Here is a 23773-nt window from a genome sequence, read left to right on the forward strand (position 1 = left end):
CGCGCGCGTTGCCACGCGCGTAAAATCAGACCGCCTGGCCCGGTTGCGGCCAATCGCGCCACACTGGCTCGACACCGCCCGGCAGCCACAGCTTGCGCCCCAGTTCGATCCACGAACAAGGTTGATGGAAATCAGAGCCTTGCGAGGCCAACAGGTGGTAGTCCTGCGCGTATTTCGCCAGCTGCGCGCGCTCATGCGGCGCCTGCTGACACTGCGCCACTTCCATGGCGTCGCCGCCGTGTTCGGCGAAATGCGCCAGTAAACGTTTCAACCACTTCGCGGTCAGATCGTAACGGCCGGGATGCGCCATCACCGCCTGACCGCCCGATTGATGAATCGCATCAATGGCTTGTTCTATTGTACACCACTGCGGCGGCACGTAGCCGGTTTTGCCCTTGGCCAAGTATTTCTTGAACACCTGCGCCATGTTGTTCGCCACGCCAAGCTCCACCAGGTAACGGGCGAAATGGCCGCGGGTGACCGCGCCGGCGCCCGCCAGCCGTTGCGCGCCGGCATAGGCGTCAGGGATCCGCGCTTTACCCAGGCGCACGCCAATCTCCTGCGCCCGCCAGTTGCGGCGTTCGGTTTGTTCCGCCAACAGTGCCACCAGCGCCGGATGCGTGACGTCCATGCCCAACCCAACGATATGAATTTCATGATTTTCCCACAGCGTCGAGATTTCCACCCCGTTGACCAACCGCAGCGGCAACGCCTGCTCCGCAATGGCCGCGGCGGCCTCGGCCAATCCGGCGGTGGTATCGTGATCGGTGATCGCCAGCACGCCTACACGCATCTCGACCGCCCGCAGTACCAGCTGCGTCGGCGTCAGGTAACCGTCGGAGGCGGTCGTGTGGCTGTGGAGATCGTACAGAGTAAAAGCGGTGGATGGGGGGTTACTGTCTGTCAAAACGGCTATCCGGCAATGGCTTGGTTTTCTATCATACCCGCGATCGACGGCCGGACGGAAATCTATTCTGCCCTGGCCGCAGGCGCCAGGCGGATGATGAATAGAATTCACGCTGGCCGCTAAAACATTGTGCAAAAAGAGGGTTGACTTTGCAGCCACGAACCAGTTAACTAGTACACAAGTTCACGGCAACGGCCGTGTCAGATGAGCGTTAACAGAGAGAGTCGGCAAATGAACAACTATATTTCTCTTCACGGTTGGTGGCGTACCTCCCTCTTGCGGGCGGTGTAATCGCGCATAGCTGTCATCTGACAATGCAGATTTCCTGAGCCCGCACTTGATGCGGGCTTTTTTATGGACAGAATCCACTGGAACCACCGATGATGAACACCAAACCACAACTGACATTGCTGAAGGCGCAAGCCAGCTATCGGGGCGACCCCACCACCCTTTTCCACCAGCTGTGCGGCGCCCGTCCGGCCACCCTGCTGCTGGAATCGGCGGAAATCAACAGCAAACAGAATCTGCAGAGCCTGCTGGTGATCGACAGCGCGCTGCGCATTACCGCACTGGGCCACACCGTCAGCGTGCAGGCACTGACCGCCAACGGCGCGGCGCTGCTGCCGCTGCTGGACGAAGCGCTGCCGCCTGAGGTACGCAACCAGGCACGCCCCAACGGCCGCGAGCTGACCTTCCCGGCGATCGACGCGGTGCAGGACGAAGATGCCCGCCTGCGCTCACTGTCGGTGTTCGACGCGCTGCGTACGCTGCTGACCCTGGTGGACTCTCCGGCGGACGAGCGCGAAGCCGTGATGCTGGGCGGCCTGTTCGCCTACGATTTGGTCGCCGGTTTCGAAGACCTGCCGGCACTGCGCCAGGATCAGCGCTGCCCGGACTTCTGCTTCTATCTGGCGGAAACGCTGTTGGTGCTTGATCACCAACGCGGTACGGCCCGTCTGCAGGCCAGCGTCTTCAGTGAACAAGCGAGTGAAGCGCAGCGTTTGCAGCAACGTCTGGAACAACTTCAGGCCGAGTTGCAACAAACCCCGCAGCCGATCCCGCACCAAACGCTGGAAAACATGCAGCTGAGCTGTAACCAGAGCGACGAAGAGTACGGCGCGGTGGTCAGCGAGCTGCAGGAAGCGATCCGCCAGGGCGAGATTTTCCAGGTGGTGCCGTCGCGCCGCTTCACCCTGCCGTGCCCGGCGCCGCTGGCGGCCTACCAGACGTTGAAAGACAACAACCCCAGCCCGTACATGTTCTTCATGCAGGATGATGACTTCACCCTGTTCGGCGCTTCGCCGGAGAGCGCGCTGAAATACGACGCGGGCAATCGCCAGATCGAAATCTACCCGATCGCCGGCACCCGCCCGCGCGGACGCCGTGCCGATGGTTCGCTGGATCTGGATCTCGACAGCCGCATTGAGCTGGAAATGCGCACCGACCACAAAGAGCTGGCCGAGCACCTGATGCTGGTCGATCTGGCGCGCAACGATCTGGCACGCATCTGCCAGGCCGGCAGCCGCTACGTGGCCGACCTGACCAAGGTGGATCGCTATTCGTTCGTCATGCACCTGGTTTCCCGCGTGGTGGGCACCCTGCGCGCCGATCTCGACGTGCTGCACGCCTATCAGGCCTGCATGAACATGGGCACCCTCAGCGGCGCGCCGAAAGTGCGGGCGATGCAGCTGATCGCCGCCTCAGAAGGCACGCGCCGCGGCAGCTACGGCGGCGCGGTGGGCTACTTCACCGCCACCGGCGATCTGGATACCTGCATCGTCATTCGCTCTGCCTACGTTGAAGACGGCATCGCCACCGTGCAGGCCGGCGCCGGTGTGGTACTGGATTCCATCCCGCAGGCGGAAGCCGACGAAACCCGCAACAAAGCCCGTGCCGTGCTGCGTGCCATCGCCACTGCGCACCATGCCAAGGAGGTGTTCTGATGGCCGATATCCTGCTGCTCGACAACGTCGACTCCTTTACCTACAACCTGGTCGATCAGCTGCGCGCCAGCGGCCACCAGGTGGTGATTTACCGTAACCAGATCGCCGCCGAGGTGATCATCGAACGCCTGGAGCACATGACCCAGCCGGTACTGATGCTGTCGCCCGGCCCCGGCACGCCGTCCGAAGCAGGCTGCATGCCGGAACTGCTGCAGCGCCTGCGCGGTCGGCTGCCGATTATCGGCATCTGCCTCGGCCACCAGGCGATCGTCGAAGCCTACGGCGGCCAGGTCGGCCAGGCGGGTGAGATCCTGCACGGCAAAGCCTCGGCGATCGCTCACGATGGCGAAGGCATGTTCGCCGGCATGGCCAACCCGCTGCCGGTGGCGCGCTACCACTCGCTGGTCGGCAGCAACATCCCGGCCGATCTCACCGTCAACGCCCATTTCGGCGAGATGGTGATGGCGGTGCGCGACGACCACCGCCGCGTGTGCGGCTTCCAGTTCCACCCGGAATCGATTCTGACCACCCATGGCGCGCGCCTGCTTGAGCAGACCCTCGCCTGGGCGCTGGCGAAGTAATATAAGGAACACGACGATGCAACCTATTCTTGAGAAACTGTACCGCGCCGAGTCGATGAGCCAGCAGGAAAGCCAACAGCTGTTCAGCGCTATCGTGCGCGGCGAACTGGAACCTAGCCAACTGGCGGCGGCGTTGATCAGCATGAAAGTCCGCGGCGAGCGCCCGGAAGAGATCGCCGGCGCCGCCAAAGCGCTGCTGGACGACGCTCAGCCGTTTCCGCGCCCTGACTACCCGTTCGCCGATATCGTCGGCACCGGCGGCGACGGCACCAACAGCATCAATATTTCCACCGCCAGCGCCTTTGTGGCGGCGGCGTGCGGCGCGAAAATCGCCAAACACGGCAACCGCAGCGTCTCCAGCCGTTCCGGCTCTTCGGATCTGCTGGCGGCGTTCGGCATCCGTCTGGATCTGCCGGCGGAAGAAGCGCGCAAAGCGCTGGACGACCTCGGCGTGTGCTTCCTGTTCGCGCCGCAGTACCACACCGGTTTTCGCCACGCCATGCCGGTGCGCCAGCAGCTGAAGACCCGCACGCTGTTCAACGTGCTGGGCCCGCTGATTAACCCGGCGCGTCCGCCGCTGGCGCTGATCGGCGTATACAGCCCGGAACTGGTGCTGCCGATTGCCGAAACCCTGCGCGTGCTGGGTTATCAACGTGCGGCGGTGGTTCACGGCGGCGGCATGGACGAGGTGGCGATCCACGCCCCGACGCACGTAGCGGAATTGAACAACGGCGAAATCAGCAGCTACCAGCTCACTCCGCAGTCCTTCGGATTGGAAACCTATCCGCTGGAAGCCTTGCTGGGCGGCACGCCGGAAGAAAACCGTGACATTTTGGCGCGGCTGTTACAAGGTAAAGGCGAGCCGGCGCACGCCGCGGCGGTCGCGGCCAACGTCGCGTTGCTTCTGAAGTTATTCGGACATGAAGACCTGCGCCAAAATGCGCGGCAGGCACTGGATATGATCAACAGCGGGCAGGCCTATGAGCGTGTCATCGCACTGGCGGCAAGAGGATAAATGATGCAGGAAACCGTGCTACACAAGATTGTCCGCGACAAAGCGCAATGGATCGCGGCGCGACAACAGCAACAGCCCCTGGCCGGCTTTCAGAATGACATCGTACCGAGCGAACGCAGCTTCTACCACGCGCTGCAGGGCACCCGGACGGCTTTCATTCTCGAATGCAAGAAGGCCTCGCCTTCCAAGGGGCTGATTCGCGAAAACTTTGATCCGGTGGAGATCGCCACGGTCTATAAAGATTTCGCCTCGGCGATCTCGGTGCTGACCGACGAGAAATACTTCCAGGGCAGCTTCGATTTCCTGCCGCTGGTCAGTAAGACCGTCAGCCAGCCGGTATTGTGCAAAGACTTTATCATCGACCCGTATCAGATTTACCTGGCGCGCTACTATCAGGCCGACGCCATTCTGCTGATGCTGTCGGTGTTAACCGACGAGCAGTACCGCCAGCTGGCCGCGGTGGCCCACAGCCTCAATATGGGCGTGCTGACCGAAGTGATCAGTGAAGAAGAGCTGCAGCGGGCGATCGCGCTGGAAGCGCGCGTGGTCGGCATCAATAATCGCGATCTGCGCGATCTGAGCATCGATCTGGACCGTACTCGTCAACTGGCGCCGCGCGTGCCGCATGGCGTGACGGTGATCAGCGAGTCGGGCATCAACAACTATGGGCAGATCCGCGAGCTGAGCCATTACGCCAACGGCTTCCTGATCGGCAGCGCGCTGATGTCTGAACCCGATCTGCGCGCCGCCGTGCGCCGCGTGATCCTGGGCGACAACAAAGTGTGCGGCCTGACCCGCCCACAGGACGCCGCCGCCGCGTATCAGGCGGGCGCCATCTACGGCGGGCTGATTTTCGTCGGCCGCTCCCCGCGCTACGTGGATATCACCCGCGCCCGCGAAGTGATTTCCGGCGCGCCGCTGAAGTACGTCGGCGTATTCTGCGACGCCCAGGTCGAGACCGTGGCGTTGACCGTTGAGCGCCTCGGTCTGCACGCGGTGCAATTACACGGCGCGGAAGACCAGGCTTATATCAGCGCCCTGCGCGCCCGCTTGCCGGCCGATTGCCGCATCTGGAAAGCGCTGAGCGTGAAAGATCGGGTGCCGGCGCGCGATTTGCAGTATGTCGATCGCTACCTGCTCGACAACGGTGCCGGTGGCACCGGCCAACGCTTCGACTGGTCGGTATTGCAAGACGAAGATCTGACTAACGTGATGCTGGCGGGCGGCCTGCGCGCCGACAACTGCGTCGAAGCGGCCAAGCTCGGCTGCGCCGGGCTGGACTTCAACTCCGGCGTGGAAAGCGAACCGGGCATCAAAGATCCCGCGCGCCTGGCCTCGGTCTTCCAGACCCTGCGCGCCTACTGAATACGGCTCAACATTAATAACGGATAATAACGGGAACTCTCATGACGCTGCTTAACCCCTACTTCGGCGAATTTGGTGGCCAGTATGTGCCGCAAATTCTGATGCCGGCCCTGAAACAACTGGAAGAAGCCTTTGTCAGCGCTCAGCGCGATCCGGCGTTTCAGGCCGAATTCATCGATCTGCTAAAGAACTACGCAGGCCGCCCGACGGCGCTGACGCTGTGCAAAAACCTCACCGCCGGCAGCAACACCAAGCTTTATCTGAAGCGTGAAGACCTGCTGCACGGCGGCGCACACAAGACCAACCAGGTGCTGGGCCAGGCGTTGCTGGCCAAGCGCATGGGCAAAACCGAGATCATCGCGGAAACCGGCGCAGGCCAACACGGCGTCGCGTCGGCGCTGGCCTGCGCACTGCTCGGCCTGAAATGCCGCATCTATATGGGCGCCAAAGACGTCGAGCGCCAGTCGCCGAACGTGTTCCGCATGCGGCTGATGGGCGCGGAAGTGATCCCGGTGCACAGCGGCTCCGCCACCCTGAAAGACGCCTGCAACGAAGCGTTGCGCGACTGGTCCGGCAGCTATGAAACCGCGCACTATATGCTCGGCACCGCCGCCGGCCCGCACCCGTACCCCACCATCGTGCGTGAATTCCAGCGCATGATCGGCGAAGAAACCAAAGCGCAGGTGCTGGAGCGCGAAGGCCGCCTGCCGGATGCGGTCATCGCCTGCGTCGGCGGCGGCTCCAACGCCATCGGTATGTTCGCCGATTTTATCGATGACGCCGACGTTGGGCTTATCGGCGTGGAACCTGCCGGCCTGGGTATCGAAACCGGTCAGCACGGCGCGCCGCTCAAGCACGGCCACGTCGGCATCTACTTCGGCATGAAGGCGCCGATGATGCAGACCGACGAAGGCCAGATTGAAGAGTCCTATTCGATTTCCGCCGGGCTGGACTTCCCATCCGTCGGGCCGCAGCACGCCTACTTGAACAGCACTGGCCGCGCCGAATACGTGTCGATCACCGACGACGAAGCGCTGGAAGCGTTCAAGGCGCTGTCGCGCCATGAAGGCATTATCCCGGCGCTGGAATCCTCACACGCCCTGGCGCACGCGCTGAGAATGATCCGTGAAACGCCGCAGAAAGAGCAAATCTTGGTGGTCAACCTGTCCGGCCGCGGCGACAAAGACATATTTACCGTTCACGACATTTTGAAAGCTCGGGGAGAAATCTGATGGAACGTTATCAGCAACTGTTCACGCGTCTGGAAAGCAGCAAGGAAGGCGCCTTCGTCCCGTTCGTGACGTTAGGCGATCCCAATCCGACGCTATCGCTGCAGATTATCGACACCCTGATCGAAGCCGGTGCGGACGCGCTGGAGTTGGGCATCCCCTTCTCCGATCCGCTGGCGGATGGCCCCACTATCCAGAGCGCGACGCTGCGCGCTTTCGCCGCCGGCGTCACGCCGACCCAGTGCTTCGAGATGCTGGCGGCCATCCGCCAGAAGCACCCGACCATTCCCATTGGGCTGCTGATGTACGCCAATCTGGTGTTCCATAAAGGCATCGATGCGTTTTACCAACGCTGCGCCGAAGTGGGCGTGGATTCGGTGCTGGTCGCCGACGTGCCGTTTGAAGAGTCTGCGCCGTTCCGCGCCGCGGCCATTCGCCACGGTATCGCACCGATCTTCATCTGCCCGCCGAACGCCGATGACGATCTGCTGCGTGAAATCGCGTCGCACGGCCGCGGCTACACCTACCTGCTGTCGCGCGCCGGCGTCACCGGCACCGAAAGCCGAGCGCAGCTGCCGTTGCATCACCTGGTGAACAAGCTGCGCGAGTATCACGCCGCGCCGCCGCTGCAGGGCTTCGGCATCTCCGAACCCGAGCAGGTGAAGGCGGCGCTGCAGGCCGGGGCCGCCGGCGCGATCTCCGGCTCGGCAATCGTCAAAATCATCGAACAGCACCATGCCAACCCGGCGGAGATGCTGACTAAGCTGGCGGCCTTTGTCAGCAATATGAAGCGCGCCACCCGGGCGTGATCCTCTTTAGCGAGCGCCCTGCCGGCGCTCGTTTTAACAGCTTGTTTCCCCTCAAAGTTTGTTCCATTTATTTACAGCAAAAATTTGAACAAAACCCAGTCTTGTCTCACAATGAACTTTGTTCGCTATGCATTTCTTCGTTTGATTTGGGGAATGCGCTCGCTGCGGCGAAAAACCGTAGCGAATTTCAACCATAACATTGCATGGAGAGTAATTTATGAAGCTGTTTAAAACCCTTTCGGCCTTGTGCATGGCAGCCGTTGTGTCGGTCGCGGTGAGCGCTTGCGCGCCGACGGCAAAATCAGAGGGAACAGGCGGTTATATCGATGACACCGTGGTCACCACCAAAGTGAAATCGGCGTTGCTGGCGGATAAAAACATCAAGTCACGCGAGATTAGCGTGGAAACCTTTAAAGGGCGCGTACAGCTGAGCGGCTTCGTGACGTCCAGCGATGACGCCAACCGTGCGGTGCAGGTCACACGCGGCGTAGCCGGCGTGAAATCTGTTGAAAACGTGATGCAGATTAAATAATACTGACACAGGGAGGCGCAACGCCTCCCTGCTTGAAGCCTTCATCAGAAGCGGTAACCCGCCCCGAACATGAACACCCACGGATCCAGACGCGTATCGAAGCTATGGTGCCCACCATTCGCATCGTTGAAGCGAGTTTTGGTTTCGATGTTCATCCACCACACCGACATGTTCAGCATCCAGTGCTCATCCAGGTTGTAATCCAGGCCGGCCTGCGCCGCCACGCCCCAGGAATCTTTCAGATCGAGGTCGCTCAACCCGGCGCTTTTGCCGTAGTCGTTGAACTTCTCGTCGAAGAAGGTGGTGTAGTTAACGCCAACGCCCAGGTAAGGACGCAGTTTGTCCTGCTTGTCGCCGAAGTAGTATTGCGCCATCAGCGTAGGCGGCAGTTGGTGAACGGTCGCCAGATCGGTACCGCCCAGCGTCACCTTGTGGCGGAATGGCGTTGCGGCCAACAACTCAACGCCGATGTTGTCCGTCACCATGTAACCGAAGGTCAGACCGAGCTGGGTGTTGTTTTTCGCATCCAGCGAGCCCAACCCCAGTACGTTGTCTGAACCCGCATTTGGACGCACGGTCGCGGTTCCCGCGCGGAACAGGAAATCACCGGCCTGATGCGCACTTGCCAACATAGGCGCCATCATCGTCGCCAATACCATCAGAGTTGTCTTTTTCATTATCCATTCCATTTGTGTGGTTAATCGCTCGAGGGGGAATATACCTACTTTCGGGTATTTGTGATCCCATCGAGATCACATCTTATGTGTAAAAATTTAAAATCCCACTAAAAACAAGGTTACCTAACCGTCTAATAAATCAAGGATTGATCTGCATCAAAAAAACGATTTTGTTGCAAATTATCTACATGTTCAAATTTCAGTTGCGGAGAAAAATGCGGCTGAGGTAATTTCATTTTCCGTGTTGGTTTTGGTTGGTGCCGTGAGGAGTCGGCGGGCAATCAAGATGAGCGAAATCCTTAATCCCTGTGTCAGCTGCGGCGCATGCTGCGGTTATTTTCGAGTGTCATTCTATTGGGCCGAAGCCGAAGACGGCGGCGGCACCGTCCCCCTTTCCCTGACGGAGCCTTTGAGCCCGTTCCTGCGCTGCATGCAGGGGACCAACAGCAAGTCCCCCCGCTGCACCGCGCTGGACGGCGAGATCGGCAAAGCCGTGTCCTGCTCGATCTACCTCAATCGACCCAGCCCGTGCAGAGAGTTCGATCAGTCCGGTGAAAACGGCCTGCGTAACGAAGCCTGCGATCGCGCCCGGGAACGCTACGGCCTGCCCCCCTTGCCGGTGCCCTTGCCGCTATCGCTGCCTGAGACGACGATCGTTGAAGAAATAGGCGTAGTGCAATTCGCGGGGTGCCACAGCGGCGTGGAACAGGGTACAATCACCCACTGATTTATCTCTGTTTTCCCGACGCCAAGGAGTCTGCATGCCTATCACGGCCAACGCTTTGTACCGTGACAGTTTTAACTTTTTACGCAACCAACTGGCCAGCATCCTGATGCTGGCGCTGTTGACGGCGTTTATCTCCGTGCTGCTGAATCAGGCCTTCAGCCCCGATGCCGAACAGTTGGCGACGCTCGCTGCCACCACCAGCGATTTCGCTTCCTCTACCGGCATGGGCATTCAGGAAGTGATCCAGCAGATGACGCCGGAACAGCAGATGGTGTTGCTGAAAGTGTCGGCGGCCGCCACCTTCTCCGCGCTGGTCGGCAACGTGCTGCTGGTCGGCGGGATGCTGACGCTGATCCGTCTGGTGTCGCAAGGGCAACGCACCAGCGCCCTGCGCGCGCTCGGCGCTTCGGCGCCCGATCTGCCGCGCCTGTTGTTGCTGCTGTTTATCTGCACCCTGCTGATCCAACTTGGCCTGACGCTGTTTGTGGTGCCGGGCGTGCTGATGGCTATCGCCTTCGCACTGGCGCCGGTGATCGCCTCCGTCGACAAAAAAGGCGTCTTCGCTTCGCTCAAGCTGAGCAGCAAATTAGCCTTCGCCAATGCGCGCGTGCTGGTGCCGGCGATGATGCTGTGGCTGGCGGCCAAGCTGCTGGTGCTGTTTTTGGTGAGCCATCTGTCGGTACTGACGCCGAACGTCGCCAGCGTGGTACTGACCGCGTTGAGCAACCTGGTGTCTGCTCTGCTGCTGATCTACCTGTTCCGTCTGTACATGCTGCTGCGCGGCTAACGCCGGCGCAAGCAAAAACCAAGGGGCACGCTTCGGCGCGCCCCTTTTTTTGTTTACCCCACCACGGCGGCTTCCGCCTGCTCCTTACTCTGAATCAGTTTCAGGGCCAGATACAGGTCCGGCACCAAAATCAGCTCTTTGTCGCGCCCTAAGCGGTTGATGCGGAACCAACGCGTCAGCTCGGTGCGGCGCCCCGCCAGCACCAGCCTTACGTTACGCTGTAACAGGTCGCGTTTCAGTTCGTCGATGGCCGCCAGCACGCTGATATCGGCGTGGGTGAAACTGGCCACCGCATCCACCACCACCCAACGTGGCTGGAACGGCGTGCCGTCGACCAAATTGAGAATACGGCGTTTGAAATACGCCACGTTGAAATAGGTCAGCGGCGAATTGAAGCGATACATCATGACGCCAGGCACCGCCTTCACCCCATTGTTATTGCCCATGGAATGGATCATGCCTTCGTCGTTGACGCCCAGCAGCTGTTCCGTCGGCCGGAAGACGGTGCGCAGAAACTGCATCAGCCCCAGCAACACCGCCAGCCCAATGCCGCTGATCACTCCCACCAGCAGCACGCTGAGGAAGGTAAACAGCGCCAGGCGGAACGCCTGCGCGTTGCGACGGCGCAAGATCCAGATGCCGCGGATGTCCAGCAGCGACCAGGCCGCATACATCAGCACCACGCCCAACCCGGCCACCGGAATAAACTGCAGCGGCGCCATCAGGAACAGCAAGACAAAGGCAATGACCGCGGCGGCGATGATCGACACCAGTTGGCTCTTGCCGCCGTTGGCATCATTCACCGCGGTGCGCGAATCCGCGCCGCTGATGGCGAAACCTTGCGACAGCGCAGAGACGATATTCACCAGCCCCAGCGCGCGAAACTCGGCGTCGGCGTTCACCTCATAACCGTTTTTGGCGGCGAAGCTGCGGGCGGTGAGCATCATGCTGACAAAACTCACCACCGCCAGGTTAAGCGCCGGGATCACCATGTCGCGCAGCAAACCGGGCTGGAAGTCCGGCCACTGGACGATCGGCAGCACGCCGCTGAAACCGCCCACCGTCACCACGCCATGCTGCTGCAGGCCGCCCGCCCAGGTCACGAACGCCGCCAGCACGATAGCGAACAGCGGCGCCGGCCAGTTAGGCCGCCATTTTTTAAATCCGAGCAGCGTCACCAGCGTCAGCAACGACACCGCCATCGTCAGCCAGTCGCTGTGCAGCAGGTTACCGGGCAGCGCGTAGATGCGCTCGATCAGCTGTGCCGGGCGCATCGTAAACCCCAACACCTTGCCGATCTGATCGACAATAATGGTGATCGCCACCCCGTTCAGCAGCCCACTGAGGATCGGCCGCGACAGCAAATCCGCCAGCGCCCCCAGCTTGAACCGGCTGGCCAGCAGGCACCAGCCGCCCATCATGGCGGTCATCATAATGGTCAGCTGCCAATGGCGTTCCATATTGCCCGCTGCCAGCGGCGTCACCACTGCGGCGATCACCGCGCAGGTGGCAGCGTCGGGCCCGACGATCAGCTGGCGCGACGAGCCGAACAGCGCGTAGGCCATCATCGGCAAGATACAGGAGTAGAGCCCCACCACCGGGCTGACCCCGGCCAGTTCGGCGTAGGCGATGGCCACCGGGAGGGCGACGGCGGCGACGGAAAGGCCGGCGCGAATATCCGGCTTGAGCCAACTGCGTTGATAGCCCAATAAATGCGTCAAACCAGGCGTCAGGGCCTGGAGAGATTTCCACTGCATGCTTGTTTTCCGCGGTAAATTATCTGGTTATTATGACACTTACTATGCGGCCTGCGGCCCGCGCTGGCAATGTACCGGCACTTTCTTGCGTAAGTTTATGCAAATTCCTGCTTTCGCGGCAGAAATCCGCCGGCCAAACGCCGATAATCGGCAACGCCCGGCGGTACACAGAGCTCGCCGAATCCGGTATAGTCGGCCGATGAACAGATGATGGATTGATTTATGAAGCAGTTTCTTGATTTCCTCCCGCTAATTGTCTTTTTCGCTTTTTATAAGCTGTACGACATTTACGTTGCTTCCGGCGCGTTAATTGTCGCCACCGCGCTGGCGCTGGTGTTCACCTGGGTGAAATACCGCAAGGTCGAGAAGATGACGTTGATCACCTTCCTGATGGTGCTGGTATTCGGCACCCTGACGCTGGTGTTCCACAACGATTTGTTCATCAAATGGAAGGTCACGGTGATTTACGCGCTGTTCGCGCTGGCGCTGCTGATCAGCCAATGGGTGCTCAAAAAGCCGCTGGTTCAGCGCATGCTGGGCAAAGAGCTGACGCTGCCGGACAAAGTGTGGAGCAACCTCAACCTGGCCTGGGCGATCTTCTTCCTGGCCTGCGGCCTGGCGAACATCTATGTCGCCTTCTGGCTGCCGCAAAGCGTCTGGGTCAATTTCAAAGTCTTTGGCCTGACGGTACTGACGCTGGTCTTCACCCTCCTCAGCGGTATCTATATTTACCGGCACATGCCGGAAGAACAGAAAAAATAGTTACAAAATTGTTAATGCCTGCGGCGCTTGCCGCGGGCAGTATGATGTTATTCCCTCCTTTTAAAAGCAGACTGCTATGACACAACAACGACCTTTACCCAGCGGCGAGCTGGTGCTGCGCACGCTGGCGATGCCGGCTGATACCAATGCTAACGGTGATATCTTCGGCGGCTGGCTGATGTCGCAAATGGATATCGGCGGCGCCATCCAGGCAAAAGAAATCGCCGAAGGGCGCGTGGTGACGGTGCGCGTAGACGGCATGACCTTCCTGAAACCGGTGGCGGTAGGCGACGTGGTTTGCTGCTATGCGCACTGTATCCGCACCGGGCGTAGCTCGATCACCATCAATATCGAAGTGTGGGTAAAGAAAGTTTCTTCCGCCCCGATCGGCCAGCGTTACCGGGCGACCGAAGCGGTGTTCACCTATGTGGCGGTCGATGCGGAAGGCAACTCGCGCGCGCTGCCTGAGGGCAAAATGAATTTCCGCGTCGGTTTCGAAGAATAAACTGACGCTACACCGCAAATGCAAAAAGGGTCGCCGAGGCGACCCTTTCTTTTTGGTGTTGACCGACCTCAGTTCAATTCGGTCGAGCCATCCAGCTTGAAGCGAATGTTGACGATGAGGTCTTTCGCTTCTTTGGCTTCATAGCGCCATTTGCGTAGCGCCTGCTTCACTTCGCGCTCGAACATATTGCGCGGTTCGGCCGACAAGATACGCACGTTACTCAAGCGACCATCGCTGTCGACATCAAACTGGACCCTAACACTGCCTTCAATCTGTAAGGCCAGCGCGCGCGGCGGATACATCGGTTTGGACTGCACCAACGCCTTCGGCACGACCTCGCGCGAATTGCCCTGCACCGGCGCGGCAGGCGCCTGTTTCACCGGCGCTTTGTCGATCGGCTTGGCCGGCGAATCGTTGTTGAACGGTGACGGTTCGCGCGGCTCGACTTTTTTCGGCTCCGGTTTGACCTGTTTTTCGACCTTTGGCTTCGGCTTAGGTTTTGGTTTCGGCTTGACCGGCTCCGGCTTCACGATCGCCTTCGGCGGCGGCTCCACAATAGGTTCCGGTTCTGGCTCCGGCTCAGGTTCGACCTGCGGCGGCTCCGGCTCGGCCGGCGCCGGCGGAGGCGGTTCGGCCATCGTGGCAGTATTGACCATCATGACGCTGATCGGCGCGTCCTCTGGCTTCGGCAGCTCCACTACTTCGTTTACCGAAGCGTAAAGCAATCCCGCCACCAGGGCGCTGTGCAGGCCTACGGACAAGACGAAAGGCACGGATATACGGCGATTAAGGAACATCTTTTTTAGCGGCATAATGATTCTGTTTCCTCTGGTTCGCCAAGTTTAAATGCAAATAGCAATCATATTCAATAACGAAAGGCAAACTATCGCTTTAATCGTCAGTATGCGCGGCTAAAACCAGCAAACTCATAAGGATATTAACCTGGCCGTTGCTTTTTTACCGCCGGGGCGACACGCTTCATTAACGTTTGGCCAGGCGTCAAAAAGTAAAAAACCCGCCGGAGCGGGTTAATTGCGGTGAGTCAGCGCTATTCTTCATCACCATAGTAAAGCACGCCCAGTTTGATCAGCGGTCGCCCTTGCGCCTTACGGTGCAGGTTGGTGTCGCGCAGCGAATAGACGCAGCCGCAGTATTCCTGCTGATAGAAGCGTTCGCGCTTGCTGATCTCTATCATGCGCGACGAACCGCCCTTCTTGCGCCAGTTGTAATCCCAGTACACCAGATCGGGATACTTTTCCGCCGCCCGGATGCCGCAGTCGGTGATCTGCTGCATATTCTTCCAGCGCGAGATGCCCAGCGAACTGGAGATAGTGTCATAACCATGCTCATGCGCATACAGCGCCGTGCGCTCGAAACGCATGTCGAAACACATGGTGCAGCGGATACCGCGCTCCGGCTCATTCTCCATCCCCTTGGCGCGGGCGAACCAGTTGTCGGTGTCGTAATCGGCATCGATAATCGGCACCCCGTGCTGCTCAGCGAAACGGATGTTCTCTTCCTTGCGCAGCAGATACTCTTTTTGCGGGTGAATGTTGGGGTTATAGAAGAAAATGGCGTACTCGATCCCGGACGCCTGGATCGCTTCCATCACTTCGCCGGAACAGGGCGCGCAGCAAGAGTGCAGCAGCAGTTTACTTTTGCCCGCCGGCAAATCGAGTTTTTCCCTTACCAGTTCCGTCATGTCCTCACCTCAATGGCATATCAGTTTAAGCGCGCCGCACTATACGAATAAAAAGTAGCGGCTTCAAGGCATAAGCGCCAATCCGCGGGGAAATTCGCCGCGTACCGTTCCCCTGCCGCGCCTTTTGCGCTACCTTGGTAGCACCGTTTTATAGCCATGATTTTAAAGGTGAAACATGCTTTATCTGATCTACGCGCAAGACGTCCCCAACTCGCTGGAAAACCGTCTGGCGGTGCGCCCGGCACACCTGGCGCGCCTGCAGGCGCTGCGCGACGCCGGCCGCCTGGTGGTCGCCGGCCCTAACCCGGCCATCGACAGCAACGATCCCGGCGCCGCCGGCTTTACCGGTTCAACGGTGATCGCCGAATTCGCCTCGCTGGCGGAAGCCCAGGCCTGGGCGCAGCAGGATCCCTATATCGCCGCCGGCGTCTATGCCGACGTGACGGTGAAGCCGTTCAAACAGGTGTTCTGATCTCCAGCCCTCGAATACCGGGAACGCCCCGCGATACAGCGTTCCCGGCGCTAGCCACATCTCTCCGTCACCGTCATGCTCGATTCGTCTTCCCCACGCGGCCGATATTCATGTTCCCCCCCGTAAATACTCACCGATGACGCTTTCCAGCATCGCCACCGCCGGTTGGCTGGCGGCCGTGGCAGAACGGAGCAGTTGCACTTCATGTGGTGCGACCGAAGGCAATTCGTCGAGTATCCGCATCGCCGCCGAAACCCGTGCGCGGTCAAGCAGCGTGACGGCCAATCCTGCCTCGATGGCAGCTGCCACCACGCTGGCCGAAGGGCTGCTCACAACCACTCGCCAATGCCTTCCCGCCCTGGTCAATGCATCGATCATAGCCTCACGATAAGGGCAATCGGCGGCATGCAATGCCAGCGGCAGCGGCCGGTTAGCCTGCAGCGCCAGCGAACGGCCTCCAACCCACACTGGTACTGTCACCGCGAGCGGTGTCTGACTCTGTCTCTTCGAGGGTTGAACCACCAGCGCAAGATGCAGCCGATTACGGCCAATTTGTTCCACCAGCGCCTGACTGGCAGCGGTAGAGACCTCCAGCTCCACCGCGGGGAAACTGTCGGCAAACCGCGGCAAAATATGGCGTATCACATGAGAAGCGTACTCATCAGGCAATCCCAATTTGATATGGCCGCTTAGCGGCGCGCCCTGCAGTTCCCGCAGAATATCGTCATGGGCGCTCAGCAGCCCGAGCGTCGATGCCAGCAGCTTGCTTCCCAGCGGCGTCAGCACCACGGCCTGATTGTCACGCTCCAGCAGGCGGCCGCCCACCACCTGTTCCAGGCGCTGGATATGCACGCTCACGGCGGCGGGGCTGCGATTGACAAATGCCGCCGCCGCGCGAAATTGCCCCAAACGTGCAATGGCGTGAAAAGTGCGCAAGAGATCGATATCCAATGTCGGCCGCATGATTTAACTCCATTAAACAACTGAACGAAAATTATTCGATTTATTAAATTATAGCCACACACTACCATCGGGCGGAAAGGAGGTGACCATCATGTCCCTGCCATCATTTCGCCCCTCGTCCCACGGCGGCAAACATCGCGGCAAAGCCGCCCTCTGGCTGGCTGCGGCCGAGGTTCTGCTGATCGTGGCCTGGAGCTCCGGTTTCGTCGGCATCCGCTTCGCCGCCGATTACGCGCCGGTGTTGCTGGTGGCGTTCTGGCGCTGCGTGGTCGTCGCTCTCGCGTTGCTGCCGTTTAGTCTGAACGCCATCAGGCGTGCATCTCCTCTGACGATAGCGGTTCACGCCGGGATTGGGTTGCTTGCCATGACCGGTTACCTGGCCGGCGTCAGCAAAGGCATCGAATATGGCGTGCCGGCCGGGTTGGCCGCACTCATCGCCGATTTGCTCCCTCTCGGCACCGCGCTGCTGAGCATGCTGTTGCAACGCCGTCTGCCCGATGGTCGCGTTTGGTCCGGCTTAACCTTGGGGGTTAGCGGGGTAACGCTGGCGACCGGCAGCGCCATCTCATGGGGAGAAGCCCCATTGTGGAGTTACCTGTTGCCGCTGGCGGGGATGCTCTCGCTCGCGCTGGCAACCCTGTGGCAGGAACGGCTGCCGCGGGCGCACGCAATGAGTTTGCCGGCCTCGCTGGGGATACAAAGCGCGGTTTCGGCGCTGGCTTTCGCCGCGCTGGCCGGCAATGAAGGCCCGCTGCTGCCCACGGTAACGACGGGGTTTGCGATCGGCGTGCTTTGGAACGCGCTACTGGCGACGCTGGCCGGTTACGGCCTGTACTGGTTGTGTCTAAAGCTCACTTCTGCGCTGCGCGTGACGAGCCTGCTGTTTCTCAGTCCCTTCGTTACCTTCTGCTGGGCCGGGTTAATGTTCAATGAACCCCTTTCCTGGCCCATGCTGCTAGGCGCGGCGACGGCAGGAAGCGGTTTGTGGCTGCTCATCCGTCCCGCCGGGCGGGATGAGCCAAAAACAGCGCAACACGCTGAAAAATGACGGATAAGCCGAACGGCGGCGCCGTTACGCGACGAGTTTTCCTCGCACCACCACTTTGCCCGGCTTGATCTCGGGGTCGGCAATACGACGGATCGCCAGATTCAAGGCTTGCCAGGCGATCTCTTGCAAATCATGCGACACGCAAGGGAAATGGAAACCGTAGATCTCGGCATGCGAAACCTCATCGATGCTGAACAGCGACACGTCCTGCATCAACGGCAGCCGATGTTCGATACAGGCCTTGATGATACCCAGGGAGATCTGGTTATTGCAGCCGACGAAAAAGTCCGGCGCGCGGTGATTGGCCAGCCAGCGGCTCGTCTCTTGCCAGGCGACGTCCATAAAGAAATCGGCATACAGCACTTCAAACGACGCCACTTTCCCTTGCAACGCCGCCTGCAGCCCTGTGACCCTGTCCCGTGCAACGTTGGAGTTCTCCGGTCCGGACACCACCACCACCCGCTGCGCTTTCTGTTCCAAAAGCCAGCGCCCCGCCTGGAGACCGCAGTCCAGGTTATCGATATACACGCCGCTGCAGTGGCGATTGTCCAGTTCCCGGTCGATCAGCACCACCGGGATATTCAATGTTTCCAACCGTTTTAGATAGGAAGGCTGGTACAGATGATCGTTGGAAATGACCGAGAGAATGATCGCATCGACGTTGTAGCCAATCAGTTTGTCGATGATTCTGTCTTCGCTTTCCTGAGACTCATAGGAGTCGAACACCAGGGTGTCGTACCCCATTTTTTGCGCTTCAAGCGTCATCAGGCGTGTCAGGCCGCCAAAGAACGGGTTGGCCATATCCGGGTTGACGATGCCAATGGTTCTGCTGCTTTTCGCCCGCAGGTTGCGCGCCGCGGCATTGACCACATAACCGAGTTCGGCAGCCGTCTCCCGAATGCGGCGCAGCGTTTCCGGATGAACCTTGTCCGGCTGTGAAAATGCCCGCGACGCGGTGATTTTACTGACGTTTGCCTGTGCGGCCACGCTAGCCAGCGTCGCTTTCCGTCCTCGACCCACTGCCAAATGCAGCTCCTTAGCTTAAAGTATCATTTTGTACCATTGGCAACATCATGACAGAACTTTCATCGTGGCGCTAATGGTTTACGCCTGCTAGGCGGTTAATCCGGGGATCGGTAAAGATATCCAGCTCGTCACGACTCTCGGAAGAGAACTCGGACACCACCGCTCCCCGCTTTCCAGCCTGAAACCAGTGCCGGGTATTGGGTGCGATGGTGTATTGTTCGCCAGGCCGCAAGAGAATATAGCGATTGCAGGTGTACCAAGGTTCTGCGCCCTCTGGCACCCGACATACCGGTTCGCCGCCGGCATCATTAAGCGTCAGGTTTTCATCATCGACAAACAAAAACACCTCTCCCCAACGGCAACGGAACGTCTCTTGCTTGCCGGGTGTGCCGGCAAAGGGAGGATGTAAATGTTCCGGGCAAGTCTGACCAGGAAACAGCACCAGCTCTTTCGCGCAATACCGAGGTGAGTTGACATAGGTCAGCAGTTGCAGCCCTGAGACGGGATAGTCAGCCAAGCCAAACGTCGCAATTTCAATACGTTGCTGTTCTTCCTCAGTCAAAACAATGTCCGCCTCACGCAAGTATTCCAGCGTAGCGGCTATGGCACGTTGTTGTTTGTTCATCATTTCCCCTGCAAAGTAACGGTATCGATATCAGCATGCTGATATTAAAACCGTCATTGCATCGCCGATTTTGTGATCTTCATCCCTATATTGAATAACAACCCACCAGCAAAATTAACTCCCGTCGAGTAATTCCAACATCGATCACAGTTTAACCCCCCGCTTTAGCCCACTATCGCCGCATTGAAATGATACCGTTACCATAAAAATGATTCACCAGGAGGCAATATGAAAGCATTAGTGTTGGCCAAAGCGGGGGAAATCGCTATCGAGGACGTCCAGCTTGCCGAAACGCTGGGGCCCGATGATGTGCAGATAAAAATTCATTCCGTGGGCATCTGCGGCAGCGATGTGCACTATTACCAACATGGCCGCATTGGCCCGTTCGTGGTTAACGCCCCGATGGTGCTCGGCCATGAAGCCGCCGGCGTGGTGCTCGCGACCGGTAAAAACGTCACTCACCTCAGCATCGGCGATCGCGTTTGCATGGAGCCCGGCATTCCCGACCTCAACTCGGCGCAGACGCGCGCCGGGATTTACAATCTGGATCCCGCCGTTCGCTTCTGGGCGACGCCACCGGTGCACGGCTGCCTGCGCGAAACCGTCATCCACCCCGCCGCCTTCACGTTCAGATTGCCGGACAACGTCAGTTTCGCTGAGGGCGCCATGGTGGAACCCTTAGCCATCGGCATGCAAGCGGCCACCAAAGCCGGGATCAAACCCGGCGATATCGCACTGGTGATCGGCGCCGGGCCGATCGGCGTGGTCACCGCCCTCGCGGCGCTGGCGGGCGGCTGTTCGGACGTCATTATCTGCGACCTGTTTGACGAAAAACTCGCCGTGGCGGCCAGTTATGAGGGGCTGCACGCCGTCAATATCAAAACCGGCGACCTGGCGGGGAAAGTGGCCGCGCTCACCAGCGGCAATGGCGCCGATGTCGTGTTTGAATGCAGCGGCGCCAAACCGGCTATCGCTACGCTGGCCGAGCATGCGGCGCCCGGGACGACCGCCGTGCTGGTCGGCATGCCGATCGATGCCGCGCCGATGGATATCGTCGCCGCGCAGGCCAAGGAAATCACCTTCAAGACCATTTTCCGCTACGCTAACATGTACCCGCGCACGCTGCGGCTGTTGAGCAGCGGCAAATTGCGCGTCCAGCCGTTGATAAGCCAAACCTACAAGTTTTCCGACAGCGTAGCCGCTTTCGAGCGCGCGGCGGCAGGACATGCCTCGGACATCAAAATCATGCTGGAAATGGAGTGATCCTATGGCGCTCTATGCTGGCATAGACTGCGGTACGCAAGGCACGAAAGTCGTGATTGTCGACAGCACACAGGGCGTGATCCTCGGTGAGGGCAACGCCCCTCACCGTCTCATCAGCCAAGCCAATGGCCGGCGCGAACAAGAGGCCGACTGGTGGATTGAGGCGTTAGTCATCGCTTTTCGCCAAGCCGTGACTAACGCCGGCGTTGATGCACGGGAGATTCATGCTCTGGGGGTCTCGGGCCAACAACATGGGTTTGTGCCACTGGACGCAGACGGCAACGTGCTGCACAGCGTCAAGCTGTGGTGCGATACCGAAACCGCAGAGGAAAACGAACGGCTCCTGCAACAGCTCGGCGGAGCCAACGGCTCGCTGGAAACACTCGGCCTGCGGATCGCCACCGGTTATACCGCGTCAAAAATCCTTTGGTTCAAAACACACCATCCGGCGCTCTGGGCAAAACTGCACACCGTGTTGTTGCCTCATGATTATTTGAACTTCTGGCTGACCGGGGAGCGCGTAGCGGAATATGGCGACGCTTCCGGCACCGGGTTGTTCGATGTACGCACCCGTCGCTGGAGCAAAACCGCGGTCGATCTCATCGACGACAGCGGCCGCCTGTGGCAGGCTCTGCCGCCGCTCAAAAGCGCGGAGTGCTGCATCGGCACGGTGCGCCCCGCCGCCGCGGAAAAACTCGGCCTCGGCCCGGCAGTTCGGGTATCGACCGGCGGCGGCGACAACATGATGGCGGCCATCGGTTCCGGCAACATCGAGGCCGGCACCCTTACCCTGAGTCTGGGCACCTCCGGTACGCTATTCGCCTGGTCTGCCGCCCCCGTCACGGCGGAATCGGACATGATTGCCGGCTTCTGCTCCAGCACCAATGGGTGGCTGCCATTGATTTGCACCATGAATGTCACCTCGGCCACCACTGCGGTACAAACGCTGCTGGACGAAGACCTTGCCGGCTTTAACAGTTTATTGGCGCAGGCCTCGCCCGGCGCAGGCGGTGTCGAGATGCTGCCGTTCTTCAATGGCGAACGTGTTCCGCCGCTGCCTCACGCACGCGCCAGTCTGCATAACCTCGATAGCGACAATTTTACCCGTGCCAATCTCTGCCTGGCGGTAGTCGAAAGCGCTACGTATGGGTTGCGCTATGGCATCGAGCTGTTTCGCCGTCAGGGCATTGAAGCGCGCGAGATCCGCCTCACCGGCGGCGGCGCCCGCAGCGCCGCCTGGCGACAAATCGTCGCGGACGTGATGGGGTGCCCGGTAGTCTGTCTGAAAGCCAAAGAGACCGCCGCGCTGGGCGGCGCCATTCAGGCGATGTGGGCGACGACGTTGGCCGACGATCCGCAGCGGAACGCCGGCGCGTTGCTGGCCGAACTGTGCCAGCGTTTCGTTGCGCTGGATGAGGCCACGCGCACACGGCCACATGCTGGCAGACAGGCGCAATACGAGACGCTTTATCAACGGTACCTGCAACGCTTGCAGCAGACCTATCCGGAGGTGCAACTGTGACGCGAGATCCCCAGACGCAAGCGCCCGCCTACCTGCTGGAGGTCAGCGGCGTCAGGAAAGCTTTTGGCCCGGTCGTGGCGCTCAAGAATGCGGAGTTTTGCCTGCGGCGTGGATCCATCCATGCCCTGTGCGGCGGCAACGGCGCGGGTAAATCCACCTTTCTCAGCATTCTGATGGGCTTTATTCAACCCGATGGCGGCGACATTTTTATCAATGGCCAACGCTGTGAGTTTCATCATCCCCGGGAAGCCCTCAACGCCGGCATCGCCATCGTGCAGCAGGAGCTGAGCGCGATCCCGGATCTGACGGTGGCCGAAAACATTTGGCTGGGCCGCGAGCCGAGACGCCTGGGATTCGTCGACTTCGCGACGCTCAACCAGCGCACGACCCGCCTGCTCAAAGAACTCGATTTCAAGATCGACGCCCGAGAAAAAATGCGCAACCTGAGCGTCGCCGAGCAGCAGTTGGTCGAGATCGCCAAAGCGCTGTCGCATGCCAATGCCGACATCATCATCATGGATGAACCCACCTCGGCGATTGGCGAGGAGGATGCGCAAAAAATCTTTCAGACGCTTCAGCAACTGGCGGCGAAAGGTAAAGGCATTATCTACGTATCCCACCGTTTGTCAGAGATATTCCAAATCGCGGACAGCTACACCATTTTCCGCGACGGCGCCTATATCCATGAAGGCTATATCGCTGACATTACCCGTGAGCAGCTGATCGAACACATTATTGGCGGCGAGTACGACAGCGAGTTCGCCAAATTCAATCAGCCCGGTGAAGAGGTCTTGTTGGAGGTCAACGGCCTGTGTTGGCGCAGCAAGATAAAGGATATCAGCCTGCAGCTTAAGCACGGTGAGATCCTGGGCATCTACGGCCTGGTGGGATCGGGCCGCAGCGAGTTTCTCGATCTTATCTTCGGCATTCAGCATGCCGACAGCGGCACGATCCGCTTGGGTGACAAGACGCTGAACCGCCATTCTCCGCGCAAGGCCATCGACAGCGGTATTGCCTACGTGACGGAAGATCGCAAGGAAACCGGCCTGGTGCTGTGCCGTTCCGTCAGTGAAAACATCAATATCGCCTCTTTTGCCGGCATCAGCCGGATGGGGTTTGTCAGCGAGAAACGGGAGCAGGCGCGAACCCGCGACATGATCCAGCGCTTCAACGTTAAAACCCACGATGGCGAACAACCCGTGGGTAACCTGAGCGGCGGCAACCAGCAAAAAGTGGTGCTGGGCCGTTGGGCACTGCTGGATCCGGAGGTTTTGCTGCTCGACGAGCCGACGCGCGGCATCGACGTCGGCGCCAAGAAAGAGATCTACCGATTTATGTCGGAGTTCGCCTTGCAAAACAAAGGGATCATCATGGTTTCCTCCGAGCTTTCGGAAATTATCGGCATGAGCGATCGCATATTGGTGTTTCGTGACGGGCAGTTGGCCGGCGAGCTTTCGGCGGCCGATGCGACCCAGGCAGCACTGATGAAACTTGCGGTTTAACAGAGAGAGAAAAAAAATGAGCAGCGCCCACTCCTTATCACCAGGAATTTCATT

22 protein-coding genes, 1 pseudogene and 1 other annotated feature are annotated in these 23773 nt (G+C 59.7%); of the genes and pseudogenes, 15 read left to right on the forward strand and 8 right to left on the reverse strand.

Annotated features, from left to right (window positions below; genetic code table 11):
• Window positions 1-25 precede the first annotated feature (25 nt).
• Window positions 26-907: an RNase RNM gene (rnm, locus tag ACMGGW_RS11990; protein ID WP_049205503.1), complete on the reverse strand. Its 882-nt coding sequence runs from the start codon at window positions 905-907 to the stop codon at window positions 26-28.
• A 252-nt stretch (window positions 908-1159) separates the two neighbouring features.
• Window positions 1160-1263: a sequence feature (Trp leader region), on the forward strand.
• A 24-nt stretch (window positions 1264-1287) separates the two neighbouring features.
• Here rnm and ACMGGW_RS11995 point away from each other — a divergent pair.
• From ACMGGW_RS11995 to ACMGGW_RS12020, 6 genes and pseudogenes are all read left to right on the forward strand, one after another.
• Complete coding sequence (locus ACMGGW_RS11995) at window positions 1288-2850, forward strand: anthranilate synthase component 1 (protein ID WP_025303047.1); 1563 nt, start codon at window positions 1288-1290, stop codon at window positions 2848-2850.
• Window positions 2850-4446: pseudogene (trpD, locus tag ACMGGW_RS12000) on the forward strand (bifunctional anthranilate synthase glutamate amidotransferase component TrpG/anthranilate phosphoribosyltransferase TrpD). The gene ACMGGW_RS11995 and the pseudogene trpD overlap by 1 nt, the downstream one beginning before the upstream one ends.
• A 3-nt stretch (window positions 4447-4449) precedes the next feature.
• Window positions 4450-5811: a bifunctional indole-3-glycerol-phosphate synthase TrpC/phosphoribosylanthranilate isomerase TrpF gene (trpCF, locus tag ACMGGW_RS12005; RefSeq protein WP_193402373.1), complete on the forward strand. Its 1362-nt coding sequence runs from the start codon at window positions 4450-4452 to the stop codon at window positions 5809-5811.
• Window positions 5812-5852: 41 nt separating this feature from the next.
• On the forward strand, window positions 5853-7043 hold the full coding sequence (gene trpB, locus ACMGGW_RS12010) for a tryptophan synthase subunit beta (protein WP_025303051.1): 1191 nt from the start codon (window positions 5853-5855) through the stop codon (window positions 7041-7043).
• Window positions 7043-7849, forward strand: coding sequence for a tryptophan synthase subunit alpha (gene trpA / locus ACMGGW_RS12015; RefSeq protein WP_025303052.1), 807 nt, complete (start codon window positions 7043-7045; stop codon window positions 7847-7849). The genes trpB and trpA overlap by 1 nt, the downstream gene beginning before the upstream one ends.
• Before the next feature lie 217 nt (window positions 7850-8066).
• On the forward strand, window positions 8067-8381 hold the full coding sequence (locus ACMGGW_RS12020; RefSeq protein WP_060447751.1) for a BON domain-containing protein: 315 nt from the start codon (window positions 8067-8069) through the stop codon (window positions 8379-8381).
• 44 nt (window positions 8382-8425) lie between these two features.
• On the opposite strand, the gene ompW is transcribed toward ACMGGW_RS12020, so the two are convergent.
• Window positions 8426-9058, reverse strand: coding sequence for an outer membrane protein OmpW (gene ompW, locus ACMGGW_RS12025; protein WP_016927514.1), 633 nt, complete (start codon window positions 9056-9058; stop codon window positions 8426-8428).
• Between the two features lie 286 nt (window positions 9059-9344).
• Between ompW and ACMGGW_RS12030 the strand changes: the two genes are divergently transcribed.
• Window positions 9345-9785, forward strand: a complete 441-nt coding sequence (locus ACMGGW_RS12030) for a YkgJ family cysteine cluster protein (protein WP_025303054.1) — start codon at window positions 9345-9347, stop codon at window positions 9783-9785.
• A 34-nt stretch (window positions 9786-9819) separates the two neighbouring features.
• Window positions 9820-10572, forward strand: coding sequence for a YciC family protein (locus ACMGGW_RS12035; protein ID WP_016927513.1), 753 nt, complete (start codon window positions 9820-9822; stop codon window positions 10570-10572).
• Window positions 10573-10625: 53 nt separating this feature from the next.
• On the opposite strand, the gene ACMGGW_RS12040 is transcribed toward ACMGGW_RS12035, so the two are convergent.
• A complete protein-coding gene (locus ACMGGW_RS12040; RefSeq protein WP_025303055.1) occupies window positions 10626-12329 on the reverse strand; it encodes a SulP family inorganic anion transporter in 1704 nt (567 codons plus the stop codon).
• A gap of 222 nt (window positions 12330-12551) precedes the next feature.
• On the opposite strand from ACMGGW_RS12040, the gene ACMGGW_RS12045 reads away from it, so the two are divergent.
• Together ACMGGW_RS12045 and yciA are read left to right on the forward strand one after the other, a co-directional pair.
• Window positions 12552-13091, forward strand: coding sequence for a septation protein A (locus ACMGGW_RS12045; protein ID WP_016927511.1), 540 nt, complete (start codon window positions 12552-12554; stop codon window positions 13089-13091).
• A 76-nt stretch (window positions 13092-13167) separates the two neighbouring features.
• Window positions 13168-13596, forward strand: coding sequence for an acyl-CoA thioester hydrolase YciA (gene yciA / locus ACMGGW_RS12050; RefSeq protein WP_004932085.1), 429 nt, complete (start codon window positions 13168-13170; stop codon window positions 13594-13596).
• A gap of 68 nt (window positions 13597-13664) precedes the next feature.
• Here yciA and tonB read toward each other — a convergent pair whose 3' ends face one another.
• Window positions 13665-14408 carry a TonB system transport protein TonB gene (gene tonB / locus ACMGGW_RS12055; protein ID WP_147823874.1) on the reverse strand — a complete coding sequence of 248 codons (744 nt, stop codon included), beginning with the start codon at window positions 14406-14408 and terminating at the stop codon, window positions 13665-13667.
• 236 nt (window positions 14409-14644) lie between these two features.
• Entirely contained in the window at window positions 14645-15298 is a 654-nt protein-coding gene (locus ACMGGW_RS12060; protein WP_025303057.1) for an epoxyqueuosine reductase QueH, read from the reverse strand.
• Between the two features lie 175 nt (window positions 15299-15473).
• Between ACMGGW_RS12060 and ACMGGW_RS12065 the strand changes: the two genes are divergently transcribed.
• Window positions 15474-15770: a YciI family protein gene (locus tag ACMGGW_RS12065; protein WP_004932096.1), complete on the forward strand. Its 297-nt coding sequence runs from the start codon at window positions 15474-15476 to the stop codon at window positions 15768-15770.
• A gap of 108 nt (window positions 15771-15878) precedes the next feature.
• Here ACMGGW_RS12065 and ACMGGW_RS12070 read toward each other — a convergent pair whose 3' ends face one another.
• Window positions 15879-16733, reverse strand: a complete 855-nt coding sequence (locus ACMGGW_RS12070) for a LysR substrate-binding domain-containing protein (protein ID WP_197832019.1) — start codon at window positions 16731-16733, stop codon at window positions 15879-15881.
• Between the two features lie 91 nt (window positions 16734-16824).
• Here ACMGGW_RS12070 and ACMGGW_RS12075 point away from each other — a divergent pair, with 91 nt between their 5' ends.
• On the forward strand, window positions 16825-17781 hold the full coding sequence (locus ACMGGW_RS12075) for a DMT family transporter (protein WP_089180987.1): 957 nt from the start codon (window positions 16825-16827) through the stop codon (window positions 17779-17781).
• Between the two features lie 24 nt (window positions 17782-17805).
• On the opposite strand, the gene ACMGGW_RS12080 is transcribed toward ACMGGW_RS12075, so the two are convergent.
• A complete protein-coding gene (locus tag ACMGGW_RS12080) occupies window positions 17806-18807 on the reverse strand; it encodes a LacI family DNA-binding transcriptional regulator (protein ID WP_025303060.1) in 1002 nt (333 codons plus the stop codon).
• Window positions 18808-18877: 70 nt separating this feature from the next.
• Entirely contained in the window at window positions 18878-19432 is a 555-nt protein-coding gene (locus ACMGGW_RS12085; protein WP_025303061.1) for a D-lyxose/D-mannose family sugar isomerase, read from the reverse strand.
• Between the two features lie 228 nt (window positions 19433-19660).
• On the opposite strand from ACMGGW_RS12085, the gene ACMGGW_RS12090 reads away from it, so the two are divergent.
• Genes ACMGGW_RS12090 through ACMGGW_RS12100 form a run of 3 tightly spaced genes read left to right on the forward strand, consistent with a single transcriptional unit; the run spans window position 19661 to window position 23719 of the window.
• The gene (locus ACMGGW_RS12090; RefSeq protein ID WP_197832020.1) at window positions 19661-20695 is read left to right on the forward strand and encodes an alcohol dehydrogenase catalytic domain-containing protein; all 1035 of its coding nucleotides are present in this window, start codon (window positions 19661-19663) and stop codon (window positions 20693-20695) included.
• Window positions 20696-20699: 4 nt separating this feature from the next.
• Window positions 20700-22217, forward strand: coding sequence for a xylulokinase (gene xylB, locus ACMGGW_RS12095; protein WP_049295755.1), 1518 nt, complete (start codon window positions 20700-20702; stop codon window positions 22215-22217).
• Entirely contained in the window at window positions 22214-23719 is a 1506-nt protein-coding gene (locus tag ACMGGW_RS12100; RefSeq protein ID WP_049295757.1) for a sugar ABC transporter ATP-binding protein, read from the forward strand. Before xylB ends, ACMGGW_RS12100 begins: the two co-directional genes overlap by 4 nt.
• Window positions 23720-23773 lie beyond the last annotated feature (54 nt).

The organism is Serratia sp. BNK-4, from assembly GCF_048685115.1.
In the GTDB taxonomy this organism is placed as follows: domain Bacteria; phylum Pseudomonadota; class Gammaproteobacteria; order Enterobacterales; family Enterobacteriaceae; genus Serratia; species Serratia bockelmannii.